At 71.2% G+C, this 17,360-nt stretch carries 15 protein-coding genes, 1 other RNA gene and 1 pseudogene; 12 read left to right on the top strand and 5 right to left on the bottom strand.

Going from position 1 to position 17,360, the window contains the following annotated elements:
* The first annotated feature begins 2 nt into the window (after positions 1–2).
* Positions 3–2,903, top strand: coding sequence for a preprotein translocase subunit SecA (gene secA / locus Q2K19_RS05955; RefSeq protein WP_302768264.1), 2,901 nt, complete (start codon positions 3–5; stop codon positions 2,901–2,903).
* A 138-nt stretch (positions 2,904–3,041) separates the two neighbouring features.
* Here the strand turns inward: secA and Q2K19_RS05950 are convergent.
* Positions 3,042–3,266: pseudogene (locus tag Q2K19_RS05950) on the bottom strand (Rv3235 family protein); the annotation flags it as partial.
* A gap of 97 nt (positions 3,267–3,363) precedes the next feature.
* Entirely contained in the window at positions 3,364–3,591 is a 228-nt protein-coding gene (locus Q2K19_RS05945) for a helix-turn-helix transcriptional regulator (RefSeq protein WP_302768262.1), read from the bottom strand.
* A gap of 207 nt (positions 3,592–3,798) precedes the next feature.
* Between Q2K19_RS05945 and Q2K19_RS05940 the strand changes: the two genes are divergently transcribed.
* Complete coding sequence (locus tag Q2K19_RS05940) at positions 3,799–4,308, top strand: DUF6912 family protein (protein ID WP_302768261.1); 510 nt, start codon at positions 3,799–3,801, stop codon at positions 4,306–4,308.
* A 15-nt stretch (positions 4,309–4,323) separates the two neighbouring features.
* On the opposite strand, the gene Q2K19_RS05935 is transcribed toward Q2K19_RS05940, so the two are convergent.
* Entirely contained in the window at positions 4,324–5,343 is a 1,020-nt protein-coding gene (locus Q2K19_RS05935; protein WP_302768259.1) for a hypothetical protein, read from the bottom strand.
* Between the two features lie 402 nt (positions 5,344–5,745).
* Between Q2K19_RS05935 and pruA the strand changes: the two genes are divergently transcribed.
* The 7 genes from pruA to ssrA all read left to right on the top strand — a co-directional run bounded on the left by pruA (position 5,746) and on the right by ssrA (position 12,057).
* The gene (gene pruA, locus Q2K19_RS05930; RefSeq protein ID WP_302768257.1) at positions 5,746–7,374 is read left to right on the top strand and encodes an L-glutamate gamma-semialdehyde dehydrogenase; all 1,629 of its coding nucleotides are present in this window, start codon (positions 5,746–5,748) and stop codon (positions 7,372–7,374) included.
* Between the two features lie 177 nt (positions 7,375–7,551).
* Positions 7,552–8,067, top strand: a complete 516-nt coding sequence (locus Q2K19_RS05925; protein ID WP_302768256.1) for a PadR family transcriptional regulator — start codon at positions 7,552–7,554, stop codon at positions 8,065–8,067.
* 32 nt (positions 8,068–8,099) lie between these two features.
* On the top strand, positions 8,100–9,221 hold the full coding sequence (gene prfB / locus Q2K19_RS05920; RefSeq protein ID WP_302768254.1) for a peptide chain release factor 2: 1,122 nt from the start codon (positions 8,100–8,102) through the stop codon (positions 9,219–9,221).
* A 118-nt stretch (positions 9,222–9,339) separates the two neighbouring features.
* The gene (gene ftsE / locus Q2K19_RS05915) at positions 9,340–10,020 is read left to right on the top strand and encodes a cell division ATP-binding protein FtsE (protein ID WP_091670783.1); all 681 of its coding nucleotides are present in this window, start codon (positions 9,340–9,342) and stop codon (positions 10,018–10,020) included.
* 70 nt (positions 10,021–10,090) lie between these two features.
* Positions 10,091–10,966 (top strand): permease-like cell division protein FtsX, encoded by an 876-nt coding sequence (gene ftsX, locus Q2K19_RS05910; protein WP_302768251.1) that lies wholly within the window; start codon positions 10,091–10,093, stop codon positions 10,964–10,966.
* 131 nt (positions 10,967–11,097) lie between these two features.
* A complete protein-coding gene (gene smpB / locus Q2K19_RS05905; protein WP_302768249.1) occupies positions 11,098–11,577 on the top strand; it encodes an SsrA-binding protein SmpB in 480 nt (159 codons plus the stop codon).
* A 104-nt stretch (positions 11,578–11,681) separates the two neighbouring features.
* Positions 11,682–12,057: a transfer-messenger RNA gene (ssrA, locus tag Q2K19_RS05900) on the top strand.
* Positions 12,058–12,115: 58 nt separating this feature from the next.
* On the opposite strand, the gene Q2K19_RS05895 is transcribed toward ssrA, so the two are convergent.
* Positions 12,116–13,327: a hypothetical protein gene (locus Q2K19_RS05895; protein WP_302768247.1), complete on the bottom strand. Its 1,212-nt coding sequence runs from the start codon at positions 13,325–13,327 to the stop codon at positions 12,116–12,118.
* Positions 13,328–13,399: 72 nt separating this feature from the next.
* On the opposite strand from Q2K19_RS05895, the gene Q2K19_RS05890 reads away from it, so the two are divergent.
* The 3 genes from Q2K19_RS05890 to Q2K19_RS05880 all read left to right on the top strand — a co-directional run bounded on the left by Q2K19_RS05890 (position 13,400) and on the right by Q2K19_RS05880 (position 15,658).
* The gene (locus tag Q2K19_RS05890) at positions 13,400–14,062 is read left to right on the top strand and encodes a hypothetical protein (protein WP_302768245.1); all 663 of its coding nucleotides are present in this window, start codon (positions 13,400–13,402) and stop codon (positions 14,060–14,062) included.
* A 118-nt stretch (positions 14,063–14,180) separates the two neighbouring features.
* Complete coding sequence (locus Q2K19_RS05885) at positions 14,181–14,642, top strand: hypothetical protein (RefSeq protein WP_302768243.1); 462 nt, start codon at positions 14,181–14,183, stop codon at positions 14,640–14,642.
* A gap of 38 nt (positions 14,643–14,680) precedes the next feature.
* Complete coding sequence (locus Q2K19_RS05880) at positions 14,681–15,658, top strand: hypothetical protein (protein ID WP_302768242.1); 978 nt, start codon at positions 14,681–14,683, stop codon at positions 15,656–15,658.
* Between the two features lie 6 nt (positions 15,659–15,664).
* Here Q2K19_RS05880 and mdlC read toward each other — a convergent pair whose 3' ends face one another.
* Complete coding sequence (gene mdlC / locus Q2K19_RS05875) at positions 15,665–17,260, bottom strand: benzoylformate decarboxylase (protein ID WP_302768240.1); 1,596 nt, start codon at positions 17,258–17,260, stop codon at positions 15,665–15,667.
* Between the last annotated feature and the right edge of the window lie 100 nt (positions 17,261–17,360).

Here is a 17,360-nt window from a genome sequence, read left to right as displayed (position 1 = left end):
CCGTGTCGATTCTGGAAAAGGTCCTTAGCGCGGGCGAGGGCCGCATGGTGCGCCGGCTGAAGGCCATCGCCGCCGCCGTCAACTCGATCGAGGACGACTACGTCAACCTCACCGACGATGAGCTGCGCGGCATGACCGAGCAGTTCAGGGAGCGGCTCGCCGACGGTGAGACCCTCGACGACCTGCTGCCCGAGGCGTTCGCGGTGTGCCGGGAGGCGGCCTCGCGGGTGCTCGGCCAGCGGCCCTACGACGTCCAGGTGATGGGCGGCGCGGCGCTGCACTTCGGCAACATCGCCGAGATGAAGACCGGTGAGGGCAAGACCCTGACCTCGGTCATGCCGGTCTACCTCAACGCGCTCGCCGGCGAGGGCGTGCACGTGGTCACGGTGAACGACTACCTGGCCGAGCGCGACGCCGCCTGGATGGGCCGGGTGCACGAGTTCCTCGGCCTCACCGTGGGCGTGGTGCTGCCCAACCGGCCGGCCAGCGAGCACCGCGCCGCGTACGAGTGCGACATCACCTACGGCACCAACAACGAGTTCGGCTTCGACTACCTGCGCGACAACATGGCCTGGTCGCGGGACGAGCTGGTGCAGCGCGGCCACTTCTTCGCGGTGGTCGACGAGGTCGACTCGATCCTCATCGACGAGGCCCGGACCCCGCTGATCATCTCCGGCCCGGCCGAGCACTCCGCCCGCTGGTACCAGGAGTTCGCCGCCGTGGTGGCCCGCCTCCAGCCCGGCACCGACGGCGAGGGCGACTACGAGGTCGACCACGCCAAGCGGACCATCGCGATCACCGAGCGCGGCGTCGCCAAGATCGAGGACCGGCTCGGCATCGACAACCTCTACGAGTCGGTCAACACGCCGCTGGTCGGCTACATGAACAACGCGATCAAGGCCAAGGAGCTCTACAAGCGCGACAAGGACTACATCGTCAGCGACGGCGAGGTCCTGATCGTCGACGAGTTCACCGGCCGCATCCTGCACGGCCGCCGCTACAACGAGGGCATGCACCAGGCGATCGAGGCCAAGGAGGGGGTGGAGATCAAGCAGGAGAACCAGACCCTGGCCACCATCACCCTCCAGAACTACTTCCGCCTCTACGAGAAGCTCTCCGGCATGACCGGTACCGCCCAGACCGAGGCGAGCGAGTTCAACAAGGTCTACAAGGTCGGCGTCGTGACCATCCCGACGCACCGGCCGATGGTCCGCCTCGACCGGGCGGACGTCATCTACAAGACCGAGAAGGCCAAGTTCAACGCCGTCGTCGAGGACATCGCCGAGCGGCACGAGCAGGGCCAGCCGGTGCTGGTCGGCACGGTCTCGGTGGAGAACTCCGAGATCCTCTCCCAGCTGCTGCGCCGCCGGGGCATCCCGCACTCCGTGCTGAACGCGAAGTTCCACGCCAAGGAGGCGGAGATCGTCGCCCAGGCCGGGCGCAAGGGCGCGGTCACCGTCGCCACCAACATGGCCGGCCGCGGTACGGACATCCTGCTCGGCGGCAATCCCGAGTTCCTCGCCGCCAACGAACTCCGCCAGCGCGGCCTCGATCCGGTTGAGCAGCCGGAGGAGTACGCCAAGGCGATGGAGGAGGTCCTGCCCACGTGGAAGCAGGCCTGCGACGTCGAGGCGGAGGAGGTCGCCGCCGCCGGCGGTCTCTACGTGCTGGGCACCGAGCGGCACGAGTCGCGCCGCATCGACAACCAGCTGCGCGGCCGCGCCGGCCGGCAGGGCGACCCGGGCGAGTCCCGCTTCTACCTGTCGCTGCAGGACGACCTGATGAAGCGCTTCCGGGCCGGCGCGGTCGAGGCGGTGATGGAGCGCTTCAACATCCCGGAGGACGTGCCGATCGAGTCGAAGATGGTCACCCGCCAGATCAAGAGCGCGCAGGCCCAGATCGAGGGCCAGAACGCCGAGATCCGGAAGAACGTCCTGAAGTACGACGAGGTGCTCAACAAGCAGCGCCAGGTGATCTACGCCGAGCGCCTCCGGGTGCTCAACGGCGAGGACCTCTCCGAGCAGGTCCGCAACATGATCGACGACGTGGTCGGCGCGTACGTGGTGGGCGCCACCAGCGAGGGCTACGCCGAGGATTGGGACCTCGAGCAGCTCTGGTCCAGCCTCAAGCAGCTCTACCCGGTGGGCGTCACCATCGAGGAGCTGGAGGAGGAGGTCGGCTCCCGGGCCGGTCTCGACCAGGACTTCCTGCTCGCCCGCCTCAAGGAGGACGCGCACGCCGCGTACGACCGGCGCGAGGAGCAGCTCGGCGAGGAGGCGGTCCGCCAGCTCGAGCGGATGGTCCTGCTCCAGGTGATCGACCGCAAGTGGCGCGAGCACCTCTACGAGATGGACTACCTCCAGGAGGGCATCAGTCTGCGGGCCTACGCCCAGCGCGACCCGGTCATCGAGTACCAGCGCGAGGGCTTCGACATGTTCGCCACCATGATGGACGGCATCAAGGAGGAGACGGTCGGCTTCCTGTACAACCTGGAGGTGCAGGTCGAGGAGCCCGAGCCGGAGGCCGAGGAGGTGCAGCTGCTGGAGAAGCCGGTGGAGGTCCGCGCCAAGGGTCTCAACCGCGCGCCGCAGCAGCAGGGCCTGCAATACTCGGCGCCCTCCGTCGACGGCGAGGCCGGCCGGGGTGGCCCGGTCATGGAGCCCGTCGAGCAGCAGGCGCCCGCACTGGGCGTCGGTCGCAACGGGTCGGAGCGTCCCGCGACCGCGGGCCCGCGCCGGGCCCCGGCCGGGATGAGCGGCCAGGCGATCGCGGCCAGCACCGCCCGGCGGGCCGCGCCGGGCCAGGTGGACGGCGGGGAGGGCCCGTCCCGCAACGCGCCCTGCCCGTGCGGTTCCGGCCGCAAGTACAAGCGCTGCCACGGCGCTCCGAACGGCGGCAACTGACCCCGCCCGCACCAGCCCCGACGGGCCCCGGCCGACCACGGCCGGGGCCCGTCCGCATCACCGCACCGCCCAGAGATCCTGGTGGGATTCGGCCCCTACCGGGGCCATCTCCGTCCGAGGTCTCCCGCACCCGGCCGGTCAGAGGACGTCCAGGACGGTGCAGAGCCAGGTGCCGCGACGGTGTTCCAGGCGGAGGGCGATCGCCCAGCTCGCGCCGCCCGCCCCGGCGAGCACGGCGGCGGCCTCGACCGCCCCGGGGCGGGGCTCGCACACCCGCAGTCGGCGGAGCTGGAGGGCCGGCCGGGTGGCGCGGCGGCGGGCCGGGACGACCCGTCGGGACGCCCGGGTGAGCTCGGCGGCCACAACCCCTGTTCCTTGCGTTTGCCTTTGTTTGCCTCCGACTGGCTTCATTCTCGGGCAGGGCAACGCCGACCGTCAATGCCGGTGTGGAATCAGAGGGTCACTCCCCGTCGCGGTCGGTGAGCGGGTTGCCGCGTACCCAGTCGGCGGTCTCGGCATACTTCCGCTGGATGTACTCCTCCAGGCGGGCGCGCTCGACCCGCCACTGGCCGCGCCCGCCGATCTTGATGGCGGGCAGCTCGCCGCTGCGCACCATGTGGTAGACCTGCGAGTCCGACACGTTCAGCTCGGCGGCCACGTCGGACAGCAGCAGGAACCTGGGCTCCACGACGACTCCCGGAGTTGGTTTCGTTTGGCTCAGTTTGCCATCAGTCGTCGCCCGGCCCCAGCGCCCGACGCGTCGCTCCGGCTTCGGACTCACCGGCGGGGGAACTTCTCCCCGGCGGGTGCGAGGTGTATGACGGTCTCGGCGTACGGCATGATCGGCGCCCGGAGCCGGCGCCCGCCGGCCCGGGTCTGAGCAGGGGAGAGAACGGTGACCGACGAGCTTGTCCGGGTGTACGTGCCGGCCACCGTCCCGATGCTCGCGCGGCTGCGCGAGGAGGGGCTCCCGGCCGGTGAGGCGCACGCGGTGACCCCGGAGCTGCGCGAGTGGTACGCCGAGGGCGACGAGGAGGAACTGGAGTACGTCGCCTTCACCCGGGCCGCCCAGGACGCGCTGCTGCTGCTCCGGGCCGACCCGGGCGCGCCCCGGCGCCGGGTGGTCGTCTCGGTGGACCTGCCGGCCCGGGCGGTCGCCCGGGTCGACGGCGAGCTGGGGTCCAGCGTGGTGCGGTTGGCGGGGCCGGCGCCGGTGAAGGCGGTGGCCGCGATCCACGTGGACGGGGCGGAGGCGGTGGACGACGTGGCCGCCGCCGCCCAGGTGGTGGTGGAGGCGCAGGCCGGCGACCCGGACGCCCAGTTCACCGTCGACGGCGCCGAGGACCACGAGCTTGAGTGGTACGACGTGACCGAGCTGGACCTGCTGCTGGGCGAGGTCTCCTGACGCTCGCGGCGGGGGTCAGGCGGCCGGCTCGTCGTCGTCGGCGACGGGGCGCGGGCCCAGGGTGCGGCCGAACGCGATGAGCGCGGTCAGCGCCCCCACGAAGAGCACCCAGATGCCGTTGTCCACCCGCGAGGTGCCGAGGGCGGTCTGCGCCACCTGGTCCGCCTCGCTGAGCGCGGCGGCCAGGTCGAGCAGCCCGTGCCCGCCGACCCGGATGATCACCTCGGTGAGCAGCAGAAGCAGGCCCGGCCCGGCCCCGGCGACCAGGTACGCCGGCCAGCGCAGCTCGGGCGCGACCCCTTCCCGGCGAGCGGCGCGACGGCGCGTCCAGGCGAGGTAGCCGAAGGCGACCAGGCCGGCGATCAGCCCGGCGAGCAGCGACTCCGTGCGGGACACCCACTTCGCGGCGTCGAGCATCGACTGCTGGGTGTCCCCGGCCCCGAACAGGTCGGAGAGCGGATCCCGGGCACGGCTGAACAGCACGACGAAGAGCTGCGCGGCCAGCGTCGCGCCGGCCAGGCCACCCACCACGCGGGCGTTGCGCGCGCCGGCCACGGCCCCGCCGATGATGGCGGCCGCCGCGGTGGTGCCGGCGATCGTGTTGGTGGTCGCGTTGTCGGCGTACGTGAGGTTGACGGCCACCGCGGCGGCGAGCCCGACGAGCAGGCCGGTGCCGACGGCGGCGAGGAAGCGCAGGGTGGCCCGGCCGAGCGGGTTGGTCACCGCCAGCGCGACCGCGGCGCCGGCGACCAGCGCGGCGGTGATCACGCCCGGCAGCGCGTACGCGGAGAGGCTGATCGCGGTGACGCCGGCCGCGGCCGAGGTGATCGCCGCCCGGGTGGACCAGAGCATCGCCGCCAGCCAGCCGACCGTCACGACCGCCAGCACGATCGCGCCGGGCGCGTACGCCGGCCGGTCGGCCGCGGGGGCCGCCTCGTCGGCCGGGACGGTCGTGGCCTGCTCCGCCGCCTCGGCCGGGGCGGCCTCGGGCTGGTCCGGTTCCGCGGCCGTGGAGCTGCCGGGCTGCTTGCTCATCGTCTCCCTTTCGACGGACGCCGGATCGGCCGCGCGGGCCGGGCAGGTCACCGGTCCTCCAGCCTACGCGTCGCCGCAGGGGCCGCTCCGGACCCGCCCGCGAGTGCCGGGTGGGTCGCCGTGCCCCGCCCGGCCGGTGACGGATCGGAGGCGGAAAGGCGTCCCGGCCAACGGTTGGTCGGTGGGAGCGGCTTCCGGCCTACGGTCCGTTGCGTCCGGCTGTGTCCGGCAACCAGCGATGGAGTGGGTACCAGCAGGGGTGGCGAGGGGTGTCGCATGGAAGAATTGGCCGAGGTCCCGCCGCCGCCACCGGTCCGCCGCGCGGCGTCCGGCACCCGGCCGCCCGGTCGGTGCCCGCGGGTCCGATTTCGCCACCGCCGTCGAGATCGCACAGGAGCCGTGATGGACGCCGTGTTCTCCGTACCCGAGCCGCGCAACGAGCCGGTCCACACCTACGAGCCCGGCAGCGCCGAACGGGAGCGGCTCCAGCGGCGGCTGACCGAGCTGGCCGCGGAGCGCATCGACCTGCCGATGACCATCGCCGGCGAGCAGCGGATGGCCGCCGGCGACCCGATCGACGTGGTGCAGCCGCACAAGCACGCCCACGTGCTCGGCGTCACCGGGCACGCCACCCACGACGACGCCCGGGCCGCGGTCAAGGCCGCCAAGGACGCCGCGCCGATGTGGCGGGCGCTGCCCTTCGAGGAGCGCGCCGCGATCTTCCTGCGCGCCGCCGACCTGCTCTCCGGCCCGTGGCGGGACACCCTCAACGGGGCCACCATGCTGGGCCAGTCCAAGACGGTGGTCCAGGCCGAGATCGACTCGGCCTGCGAGCTGATCGACTTCCTCCGGTTCAACGTCTACTTCGCCCGCAAGCTCCTGGCGGAGCAGCCGATGTCCTCGCCCGGCGTGTGGAACCGCTTCGACCACCGGCCGCTGGAGGGCTTCGTCTACGCGGTCACCCCGTTCAACTTCACCGCGATCGCCGGCAACCTGCCCTCGGCGCCGGCCCTGCTCGGCAACACCGTGGTCTGGAAGCCGGGCCCGACGCAGCAGTTCGCCGCGCACTTCACCATGCGGCTCTTCGAGGCGGCCGGCCTGCCGCCCGGCGTGATCAACATGGTCACCGGGCGCGGCGAGGAGGTCTCCGACGTCGTGCTCGCCGACCCGGACCTGGCCGGCATCCACTTCACCGGCTCGACCAAGGTCTTCCAGCACCTGTGGAAGACCGTCGGCGACAACATCGCCCGCTACCGGGGCTACCCGCGCCTGGTCGGCGAGACCGGCGGCAAGGACTTCGTGGTCGCCCACTCCAGCGCCGACGTGGACGCCCTGCACACCGCGCTGATCCGTGGCGCGTACGAGTACCAGGGACAGAAGTGCTCGGCCGCGTCCCGGGCGTACGTGCCGCGGTCCCTCTGGGAGGGTGGGCTGCGCGATCGGCTTGCCGCCACCGCCGACTCGCTGACCTACGGCGACGTGACCGACTTCAGCAACTTCGGCGGCGCCGTCATCGACGACAAGGCGTTCGGTCGGCACCTCGCCGCGCTGGAGCTGATCAAGGGCGACGACAGCTGCACGGTCCTGGCCGGCGGCACGGCCGACGACTCGGTCGGCTACTTCGTCCGGCCGACGCTCTTCGAGTGCTCCGACGCGGCGCACGAGACCTTCACCACCGAGTACTTCGGCCCGATCCTCGGCGTGCACGTCTTCGACGACGCCCGCTTCGACGAGGTGGTCCACCAGGCCGAGTCGATCGCCCCGTACGCGCTGACCGGGTCGATCTTCGCGACCGACCGCCGGGTGGTCGACCAGGTGGCCGAGAAGATGCGGTACGCGGCCGGCAACTTCTACATCAACGACAAGCCGACCGGCGCCGTGGTCGGGCAGCAGCCGTTCGGCGGCGCCCGGGCCAGCGGCACCAACGACAAGGCGGGCTCCTGGCACAACCTGGTCCGCTGGACGTCGCCGCGGACGATCAAGGAGACCTTCGTCCCGCCGACCGAGCACGGGTACCCGCACATGGGCTGACCTCGGCGTCTGTCGCCGGTGGCGCACGCAGCGTCACCGGCGACCGGCCGGCCGGGGGAGGGGTTCGCCGTCCCCGGCGGACTGTCGTCCGCCGACAGTGCACATCGGACCGCCCAACGGGTGGCTAAAACGGCAAATCCTGGACGCCAGGTCCGACAAAGTGGCAGCTTAGAGGGCATGGCGGAATCCGGAGTCAACCCGACGGCGGCGGCCCTGCTGGGCCTGCTGCACGACGGCCCGATGACAGGCGGCCAATTGATGGCCGCCGCCGAGCGGCGGCTGGCGCCGTACTGGTCGATGACCCGCAGCCAGGTCTACCGGGAGCTTCCGGTGCTGGCGGAGAAGGGTCTGGTGCGGCTCGGCAAGCCCGGGCCGCGGATGAGCCAGCCGTACGCGCTGACGGCGGCCGGGAAACGGACATTCTCCCGCTGGCTGGCGGAAAATCCCGGCAAGGACACCATCCGTAACCCGATCGCGCTACGGATGTCCTTCGGCAACCTGCACTCGGCCAGCCAGCTCAAGAACCTCTACGCCTCCGCGAACGAGTACCACACCGAGGCCCTGGCGTCGGTGCGTGAGCAGGTCAAGAACGCCAAGAAGGAAGGCGAGAACTACGACGCCAGCGCGCTGGAGTTCGCGGTCGCCTACCACAAGGCGGCGCTGTCCTGGCTCAAGACCGCCCCGGTCGGCTGAGCCGGCCCGGCAGCGCAGTACGCTTGTCTGTCGTGACCGCTGCCGATTACGCCGAACAGCTCAAGGAACTCGACGCCACCCTGCGCAACATCGAGGCCGTCCTCGACCTCGACAAGCTGCGCGAGCAGAAGGCCCGCCTGGAGCAGGAGGCCTCCGCGCCCGACCTGTGGGACGACCAGGCCAAGGCGCAGCAGGTGACGTCGCAGCTGTCGTACGTCAACGGCGAGATCTCCAAGCTCGGCACCCTCCGCTCCCGGCTCGACGACGCCGGGGTGCTGCTGGAGCTCGCCCAGGCCGAGTCGGACCCCGGCACCCTTGCCGAGGTCGAGTCGGAGATCACCGGGCTGACCAAGGCCATCCAGGAGATGGAGGTCCGCACCCTGCTCTCCGGCGAGTACGACTCCCGGGAGGCGCTGGTCGCCATCCGGGCCGGGGCCGGCGGCGTGGACGCGGCGGACTTCGCCGAGATGCTGCTGCGGATGTACCTGCGCTGGGCCGAGCGGCACGGCTACCCGACCGAGGTCTACGAGACCTCGTACGCCGAGGAGGCGGGCCTCAAGTCGGCCACCTTCACGGTCAAGGTGCCCTACGCCTTCGGCACGCTCAGCGTCGAGTCCGGCACCCACCGGCTGGTCCGGATCAGCCCGTTCGACAACCAGGGTCGCCGGCAGACGAGCTTCGCCGGGGTCGAGGTGCTGCCGGTCGTCGAGCAGACCGACCACATCGAGATCCCCGAGAACGAGATGCGGATCGACGTCTACCGCTCGTCCGGCCCGGGCGGGCAGAGCGTCAACACCACCGACTCGGCGGTCCGGATCACCCACATCCCGACCGGCATCGTGGTGACCTGCCAGAACGAGAAGTCCCAGCTGCAGAACAAGGCCTCCGCGCTGCGCGTGCTCCAGGCCCGGCTGCTGGAGCGCAAGCGGCAGGAGGAGCAGGCCAAGCTCCAGGGCCTGAAGACCGACGCCGCCGGCTCGTGGGGCGACCAGATGCGCTCGTACGTCCTGCACCCTTATCAGATGGTGAAGGATCTGCGGACCGAGCAGGAGACGGGCAATCCGTCCGCGGTCTTCGACGGGGATCTCGACAGCTTCATCGAGGCGGGTATTCGCTGGCGGAAGCAGCAGCAGCTCACCGTTGACGGTGCGTGATCAGCCTCCGACGGAGCGCGTCATCGATCTCCGTCTGACCGGCTGAATCGATGACGCGATGCGCAAGGGTGGGGCGGGGGGCTTGGCTCTCCCGTTACACCGCGTAGACTCTCGACCCGTGATTCAGCTTGAGCAAGTGACGAAGACGTACCCGAAGGCGTCCCGGCCTTCGCTCGACAACGTGTCCGTCTCGATCGAGAAGGGCGAGTTCGTCTTCTTCATCGGTCCATCCGGCTCCGGCAAGTCCACGATCATCAAGATGCTGCTGCACGAGGTCACCCCCAACAAGGGGCGGGTCGTCGTCAACGGCAAGGACGTCACGTCGATGCGTTCCTGGAAGCGACCCCACTTCCGGCGTTCCATCGGCTGCGTCTTCCAGGACTTCCGCCTCCTGCCGAACCGCACCGCCTACGAGAACGTGGCGTTCGCCCTGGAGGTGATCGGCAAGACCAAGGCGGTCGCCCGCCGGGTCGTTCCGGAGGTGCTGGAGCTGGTCGGCCTCGGTGGGAAGGAGCACCGCTACCCCCACGAGCTCTCCGGTGGTGAGCAGCAGCGTGTGGCGGTGGCCCGGGCGTTCGTGAACCGGCCGCTGATCCTGCTGGCGGACGAGCCGACCGGAAACCTGGACCCGGACACGTCGATCGAGATCATGCGCCTGCTGGACCGGATCAACCGCACCGGCACGACCGTCGTGATGGTCACGCACGACTCCAACATCGTGAACCAGATGCGCCGTCGCGTCGTTGAGATCGAGAGCGGCCGCATCGTGCGCGACCAGGCTCGCGGCGTCTACGGCTGAGCCGTCCCCGCTGACGATCCGTAGACCCTGACGACGAACACCTCAGCCGGAGAGCCGGAGGAATTTCCCGATGCGGATGAAGTACGTCCTGTCCGAGGTACTGGTCGGACTGTGGCGCAACGTCACCATGACCATCGCGATGATCATCACGATGGCGGTGTCGCTGTTCATGCTGGGCGGCAGCGGCCTTCTCTATCAGAAGGTCGGGGACATGAAGGACCTCTACTACGAGAACGTAGAGGTCTCGATCTTCCTCAAGACCGACGTCAACGAGCAGCAGCGCACCGACCTGGACGCGAAGCTGAAGGGTGACCCCTTGGTCAAGGAGGTCACCTACGTCAACAAGGACGAGGCGTACAACCGCTTCAAGCAGATGTACGCCGACGCTCCTGACCTGGTCAACGCCGTCAAGCCGGACCAGCTGCCCGAGTCGTTCCGGCTCAAGCTCAAGAACCCGGAGCAGTACAAGAACATCTACGACCAGTACAAGGACACCGAGGGAGTCGACGAGATCGTCGACCAGAGCAAGCTGCTCGACAAGGTCTTCGGCGTCCTCACCGGGATCCAGAACTTCGCCCTGGCCATCGCGATCGTGATGGCGGTCGCCGCCCTCCTGCTGGTCGCGAACACCATCCAGGTGGCCGCGTACAGCAAGCGGCGCGAGGTCGCGGTCATGAAGCTGGTCGGCGCCTCCAACTGGTTCATCCAGGCGCCGTTCGTGCTGGAGGCGGTGGTCGCCGGCCTGTTCGGCTCGATCCTCGGCCTGCTGGCGTTGACCGGCGTCAAACTCGTCGCTGGCGGTGGCTCGCTGGCCGCCCTGGAGGGCCTGATCACCCCGATCTCGTGGTCGGAGATCCTCCTCACGTTCCCGCTGATGGCCGCCGTCGGTGGTCTGGTCAGCGCGATCACCGCCTGGGTCACGCTCCGCTTCTACCTGCGGGTCTAGCCTCCCGCGACGGCTCTCCAAGGGCCCGCCCGCGCCGGAATAAACGGCGCGGGTGGGCCCTTGTCATTCGGGTAGCATGATCCCGCTCCGCGGCCGCTGGTCGCCGGATTCATCGGAAGGAGGTGGCGCCGATGCCACGGGAAAAGGGTCGCAAGGTGGTCGCCTCCAACAAGAAGGCGCGCCACGACTACGCCATCCTCGACACGTACGAGGCGGGCATGGCGCTGACCGGCACCGAGGTCAAGTCGCTGCGGGCCGGGCGGGCGTCGCTGGTCGACGCGTTCGCCCAGGAGCGCAACGGCGAGCTCTACCTGCACGGCATGCACATCCCGGAGTACACCCAGGGCACCTGGACCAACCATGAGCCCCGGCGCACCCGGAAGCTGCTGCTCAAGCGGCTGGAGATCGACCGGCTGATCGGCAAGACCCGGGAGAGCGGTCTCACCCTGGTGCCGTTGCAGGTCTACTTCTCCGACGGCTGGGCAAAGGTGGAGATCGGCCTGGCCAAGGGTAAGAAGACGTACGACAAGCGCCAGGACCTGGCCAAGCGGGACGCCGAGCGGGAGATCGCCCGGGCGGCGGGCCGGCGCGGCAAGGGTATGGGCGACTGAAACATCCGTTTTGTCCGGGTGTCGGCCCATGGCCGGCCTCGGAATGAATCCGGTTGCGCCAGGCGTTAGGCTTGGTGATGCTGCCGACAGGGGCAGCCCTTCGAGGGGGTGACTGGTTTCGACTTCGTACGTTGCGGCAGGGGAAGCGAGCCGAGGAAGCCGACGTCGTCTCGAGAATCGTTCGTCGGAAACCAATAAGCGCCAAGAACAATCGCGCTGACTTCGCTCTCGCCGCCTGAGGCGAGTAGCAAGTCTGTCGGCCTGGGAGCGCCTTCGACCCAGTTAGCCGGCATCAGCTAGAAGGCTGGCCAACCGGACCCGGTCGCGGGGTCCGTGCGGCGAGATCAATCAGCGACTGGGCCCGTCACACCGACTCGCTCGCGTGATCGGAGGGGCCGAGTAGAGGCACAGCGAGCTGCGCTCGGAGAAGCCCTGACAAACCGGCGAAGGACCCGGGTTCGATTCCCGGCACCTCCACAGGACGGCGGCCCCACCCATCGGGTGGGGCCGCCGGCGTCTGTGCAGCTACGTCCAGGGATCAGCGGTCGTTGACGTTGGCGGCCACGATCCGCGGGCTGAACTCGAACACGTTCGGGTCGTTCGGATCGATGGTCACCGCCACCCAGTGGGTGTTGCCGTCGCCGAACGTCTCCACCCGGGTGAAGTTCGCCACCACCTGGCCGTTGTCGTACTTCAGGGGCTTGTCTTCCTTGAAGTAGTGGCTGTCGCCGTGGACGAGCGCCGACTGACCCGGGAACGCGAGAACCTGCTTGCGCAGCTCAGGAAGGATCTCGTTGTAGCCGTCGTACTGCAGGGGCTGCAGCTTCTGCTCGTTGTTGAAGTTCGGGTCGGCCTGCCAGTCCACGAGCACGCCCTTGAGCCCGAGCCGGGTGGCCTCGGCATACGACTCCTGCAGCCAGTGGATGTTGGCCGCCTCACGTGCCTGGTGCTCGGCCGTCATCCGCGCGATCTCGCCGGCCGGCCGGCTCTCGCCGTCGACGCCCGCGTGCGGAAGGTTGTCGTTCGACCCTTGGACGTTGAGGGTGATGAACATGACCGAGCCGTAGACCCAGCGGACGTTCTCGCAGTAGCTCTCGTAGCCGGGCTCCGCGCTCTCCCGCGTCACGGTCATCGTGTGACGCCCGAGAGTCTGCTCGGTCGGATAGAAGACCTGACGCTCGTGGTCGAGCCGCTCGAGGGCGTCATAGCCGCCGGTGCCCGGGCCGTACCGTCCCCAGCAGTCCGTCCAGTCGTTGTCGCCGGGCACGACGACCACGGGGCGGTCGAGGCTGTTGAACCAGTCGCGCGACTGGGTGTAGAGCGAGTCGGTGCAGGCGCCGTCGCCGCCGGCCTTGAGGTCACCGTCGAAGATCGAGAACTTGATGTCCGAGTTGTTCATGTCCTCGAGCAGGCGCGGGTACTCGACGCGGCCCTTGGTGCCGTACGGCATGTCGCCGAAGAGGCCGACGGTGTAGGTGCGTCCGTTGGCGGCTCCGCCCACGGTGTCGGCATGGTCGGCGTAGGCAATGCCCGCGCCCGTGATGCCACTGACGATCGCGGCTGCTGCCGCCGCCGCGATCGCACCTCGCCAGATGCTTTTCATGTCTGCAGCTCCAGTTGGCGAAGGAACAAGATCAGCCGGAGCGTCCTCGCCGCGCGTGCACATCTCCAGCCCGCTGGCTTGCCGCGAATTGTCGGTCAGGCGAACCTGCTGGTGAATCTGGCCGATGTCTGACCGAAGCTGATGCATCGCCGCACATCGGGCAGATGGTCGTCAAGGCCGAGCCCGCGGCCGTTGCCCGGGCGATCTAAGCTGCCGCCTGTGACGAACGAGAAGGTCCGGCTCTCCGTGGGCGCCGCGCCCGCCCAACGCGCCGTCGCGGCCGCGGTGGGCGTCCTGTTCACCGCCGTCGGGGCCGTCTTCGTGCTGCTGCCGGTGTTCGCCGACCGCCTGCTGGCCCGGATCACCGGCACCGGCGACCCCTTCCCGTCGTACGACGACGCGCGGGACCTGCCCCCGGGCATGCTTCCCCCGGAGCTGGGCGGCGGCTCCGCCACCCCGCCGTCGGGGTTGCGGTTCGTCGGGCTCTGCGGCCTCCCGTTCGTCCTGCTCGGGCTCTACCTGCTGCTGCGGGTGCTGCGCACCGCCGCCTGGCTGGACGGGACCCGCGCCTCGGTTCGCGGCGCCCTCGGCACCCGTACCGTCGACCTGGCCACCGCCGAGGTGCGGGGCGGGGCGGTGGCCCATCGGGTCGGCGACGACGCCGTGGTGCGGGTGCCGACCGTGGTGGCCCGGGACCGGGACACCGGCCGGCAGGTCACCATCCCGTTGCAGGGGATGGGGCTGGACACCCTGCCGCCGTACGAGCTGCGGGCGCTGGCGGACGCGATCACCGCGGGCCGGCCGGATCACGGCCGGGACGCCGACGCGCACGTGCTCGCCGGCCAGCTGCGCACCATGGCGGGCAATCCCCTGGGCCGGTAGGGGCTGGTGTGACAACTGGGACGGATGGCACGGATGAGGCGCCGGCCGGGCCTGGACAGGCCGGAGGCCCGGGTTCACCATCGCTGTACGCGGTAGCGCAGCAGTGCGGGAGGTGCCCATGGTCACCGGTCCGATCCAGCAGCCGTCCACCGTCGCCCGCCCGGCCGCCGCGCGCCGGCCCCGGGGCACCCTCCTCGGCGACGTGCAGGCCCTCGCCCGGGCGCTCGCCGTGCCGCCCGGGGAGCCGCGCTGGCGGGAACGCCTGATCGTGCACCTCGGCCCGGTCCGGCAGGGCTTCGCTGAGCACGTCCGGGTCACCGAGGGTCCCACCGGCCTCTACGCCGAACTGCTGTATCAGGCTCCCCGGCTGGACCGGGGGGTGCGGCTGCTGGCCGGCGAGCACACCGCCATCGCCGCGGCCATCGCCGCCCTCCAGCACGCCGCGGTGCTGCCCGCCGTGCCGGCGGAGGAGGTGCGGGCCCAGGCCGGGCACCTGCTGCGGGCCCTCGACCGGCATCGGCGGCGTGGCGCGGACCTGCTCTGGGAGGCGTACCAGGCCGACCTGGGCGGGGAGAACTGACCCGGGAACCGGCGGGGCGGGCGCGGCGTCCAACCGGCATGCGTCGCTCACTCGCCCTGTTGGGGTTGCCGCTCCTGGTCCTCGCTGGCTGCGCCACGCCCGGCTCCGGCCCCGCCGCGCCGACCGGCGCCACCCCGGACCAGCGCTGGGCGGCCTTCGACCAGCGGGCCGCCGAGGTGGCCGACGCCTGGCGGCCCGGCCAGGCGTGGCGCAGCGGCTACGTGCCGCTCGAGGACGCCACCGTGCTGACCGGCGACCCGGGCTTCACGGGCGAGACCAAGCTGGTCTTCACCAACGGCTGGTTCCGGCACCAGATCCCGATGCCGACCGCCACGCCGCCGGACGGCACCATCCGCTTCCCCGACGGCACGCTGCGGGTGCCGCTGGTCAGCGCCGCCGAGGCGTACGCCCAACTGGACAAGGGGGACCCGCCGCCCTGTGAGGGTCGGCCGATGGCGCCCCCGCCGGCGCCCGGCGGCGGTGTCGCCAAGCCCGGTGGCCCGACCATCCAGCCGGGGCCGGACGGCCCGGTGTCCACCGCGGTCGACACTCCCTGCGTGCCGCTGACGGTCACCGGGGTGACGCTCGGCAGCGCGCCGGTCCGGACCAGCCGGGGTCAGGCGGAGGTGCCGGCCTGGCTGTTCACCGTGGAGGGAATGCGGGTGCCGGTGGCGCGGCTCGCGGTCGCCGCGGGCGCCATCGGTGCCGTGCCGGAGGGTGTGGGCACCGACCGGCCGCTGACCGACGGGGTGGTCAGCGTTCAGAGCCTGGACGGGGTGGACGGCACCCGGCTCGACTACCGGGTCGGCGTGGGCGCCTGCGACACCGGCGTCACGCCGTTGGTGCTGGAGCGGGACGACGTGGTGGTGCTCGGGGCCGGGGTGACGCGGTCGACGGGGCCTTGCACCCTGCAATTGGTGCTGAAGCCGGTGAGCGTCACGCTGAAGGCCCCGCTCGGCGACCGGGCGGTGCTGGACGTGGCCGGCGTCACCCCGCTCACCGTCGTCCGGCGCTGACCGCCGTTACAGGATCCGGGGCACGTCGGTGTCGATCGGCACCGGCAGCACCGTCGGCCGGTCGGCGGCGAGCGCGCTCGCCAATGCGGGACCGAGCGCGTCCGGCGACTCCAGCACGGTGGCGGCGCAGCCGTAGCCCCGCGCGATGGCGGTCACGTCCAGTCCCGGCAGATCCAGTGCGGGCACCCCGGGCGTGTGCTTCAACTCGGCGAACGCCTTGAGGATCGCGTACTGCCGGTTGACCGGGACCACGACGGCGAGCGGCAGGCGGAGCTGCGCCGCGGTCCAGAGCGCCTGCACCGAGTAGTGCAGCGAGCCGTCGCCGATCACCGCCACCACCGGCCGGCCGCGCCCGGTGTCCCGCTCGGCCAGGGCGATCCCCACGGCCGCCGGCAGGCCGAACCCCAGGCCGCCGCTGGCCATCGTGAAGTACGACCGGGGCCGGTCGACCCGGAGCCGGCGGCGCAGTGCGGCCAGGTTGGACGGTGACTCCTGCACCAGCACCCCGTCGGCCGGCCAGTGCCGGGCCAGCGCGGCGAAGAGCGCGTCGGCGCTCGGCGGGTCGGTCGGTTCGGGCGGCGACTGATCGGGCCGGGCGGGCGGGGCCGGCCGGTCCGCCTGCGGCAGTAGCTCGACCAGGGCCGCCATGGTCAGCCCGGCGTCGCCGAGCAGGCTCTCCCCGACCGGGGCGCGGGCCGACTCGTCCGGGTCGTCGGTGACGTGCAGCAGCCGGGCGTCGGCCGGCAGGTAGTCGCCCGGCACGTACGGGTAGTAGCGGAAGACCGGGGCGCCGACTACCAGCACCGTGTCGTGTCCGCGCAGCGCCTCGGCGAGCGGACCGATCGCGTACGGCAGCACGCCCCGGAAGTGCGGGTGGTTCTCGGGGAAGACGGCCCGCTCAGGTGCCGGGGCGGACCAGACCGGGGCGGCCAGCCGCTCGGCCAGCGCGACGGCTTCCGGCCAGGCGCCGGACCGGTCCACCGCCGCGCCGAGTACCAGCGCCGGGGCGCGGCTAGCGGCCAGCGCGGCGGCGAAAGCGTGCAGTCGGTCCGGGTCCGCGGCGATCCGGGTGGCGACGGTACGCACCTGTGGGGGCGGATCGGCGGGCTGGTCCCAGTCGTCCATGGGCAGGGAGAGGAAGACCGGCCCGGCCGGGGGCTGGACCGCGGTGGCGTACGCCCGCATGAAGGCCGCCGGGATGTCCTGCGCGCGGGTCGGCTCGTGGGACCACTTGACGTACGGCTGGGTCAGCTCGGCCGCCCGGCGGCTGGCCAGTCGGGGTTCGATCAGCAGCATCTCCCGGTTCTGCTGGCCGGCGGTGACGATCAACGGGGTCTTGTTGTGCCAGGCGGTGACCAGGTTGCCCATGCCGTTGCCGGTGCCCGGAGCGGTGTGCAGGTTGACGTGCGCGGGCCGGCCGGTGACCTGCGCGTAGCCGTCGGCCATGCCCACCGCCGACGCCTCGTGCAGCGCGTGCACGTAGCGGAAGTCGGCCGGGAAGTCCTGCAGGAAGGGTTCCTCGGTGGAGCCGGGATTGCCGAACATCGTGGTCAGCCCAAGATCGCGCAGGAGGGCGTACGTGGTGTCGCGGACCGTCGCCATCGCCCACCGCCTCCGTCCCCCGCGTGTTGCCGGAGGCGGCTCGGCGATCAGCCCCCCGACTAACCGAATTTATCGGTCCTCGGTTGACTTTTCGGGCGCT

The organism is Micromonospora sp. NBRC 110009, assembly GCF_030518795.1.
Classification (GTDB): Bacteria; Actinomycetota; Actinomycetes; order Mycobacteriales; family Micromonosporaceae; genus Micromonospora.
Note: the sequence above shows the minus strand (reverse complement) of the source record. Positions and strands in the feature narration are given on the sequence as shown.

What these genes read in the sequence shown, in the direction of transcription:
- Q2K19_RS05935 (WP_302768259.1), bottom strand. Translation starts at nt 5,343, where the DNA reads ATGAGCAAGCAGCCCGGCAGCTCCACGGCCGCGGAACCGGACCAGCCC.
- pruA (WP_302768257.1), top strand. Translation starts at nt 5,746, where the DNA reads ATGGACGCCGTGTTCTCCGTACCCGAGCCGCGCAACGAGCCGGTCCAC.
- Q2K19_RS05925 (WP_302768256.1), top strand. Translation starts at nt 7,552, where the DNA reads ATGGCGGAATCCGGAGTCAACCCGACGGCGGCGGCCCTGCTGGGCCTG.
- ftsX (WP_302768251.1), top strand. Translation starts at nt 10,091, where the DNA reads ATGCGGATGAAGTACGTCCTGTCCGAGGTACTGGTCGGACTGTGGCGC.
- smpB (WP_302768249.1), top strand. Translation starts at nt 11,098, where the DNA reads ATGCCACGGGAAAAGGGTCGCAAGGTGGTCGCCTCCAACAAGAAGGCG.
- Q2K19_RS05895 (WP_302768247.1), bottom strand. Translation starts at nt 13,327, where the DNA reads ATGCATCAGCTTCGGTCAGACATCGGCCAGATTCACCAGCAGGTTCGC.
- Q2K19_RS05885 (WP_302768243.1), top strand. Translation starts at nt 14,181, where the DNA reads ATGGTCACCGGTCCGATCCAGCAGCCGTCCACCGTCGCCCGCCCGGCC.
- Q2K19_RS05880 (WP_302768242.1), top strand. Translation starts at nt 14,681, where the DNA reads ATGCGTCGCTCACTCGCCCTGTTGGGGTTGCCGCTCCTGGTCCTCGCT.
- mdlC (WP_302768240.1), bottom strand. Translation starts at nt 17,260, where the DNA reads ATGGCGACGGTCCGCGACACCACGTACGCCCTCCTGCGCGATCTTGGG.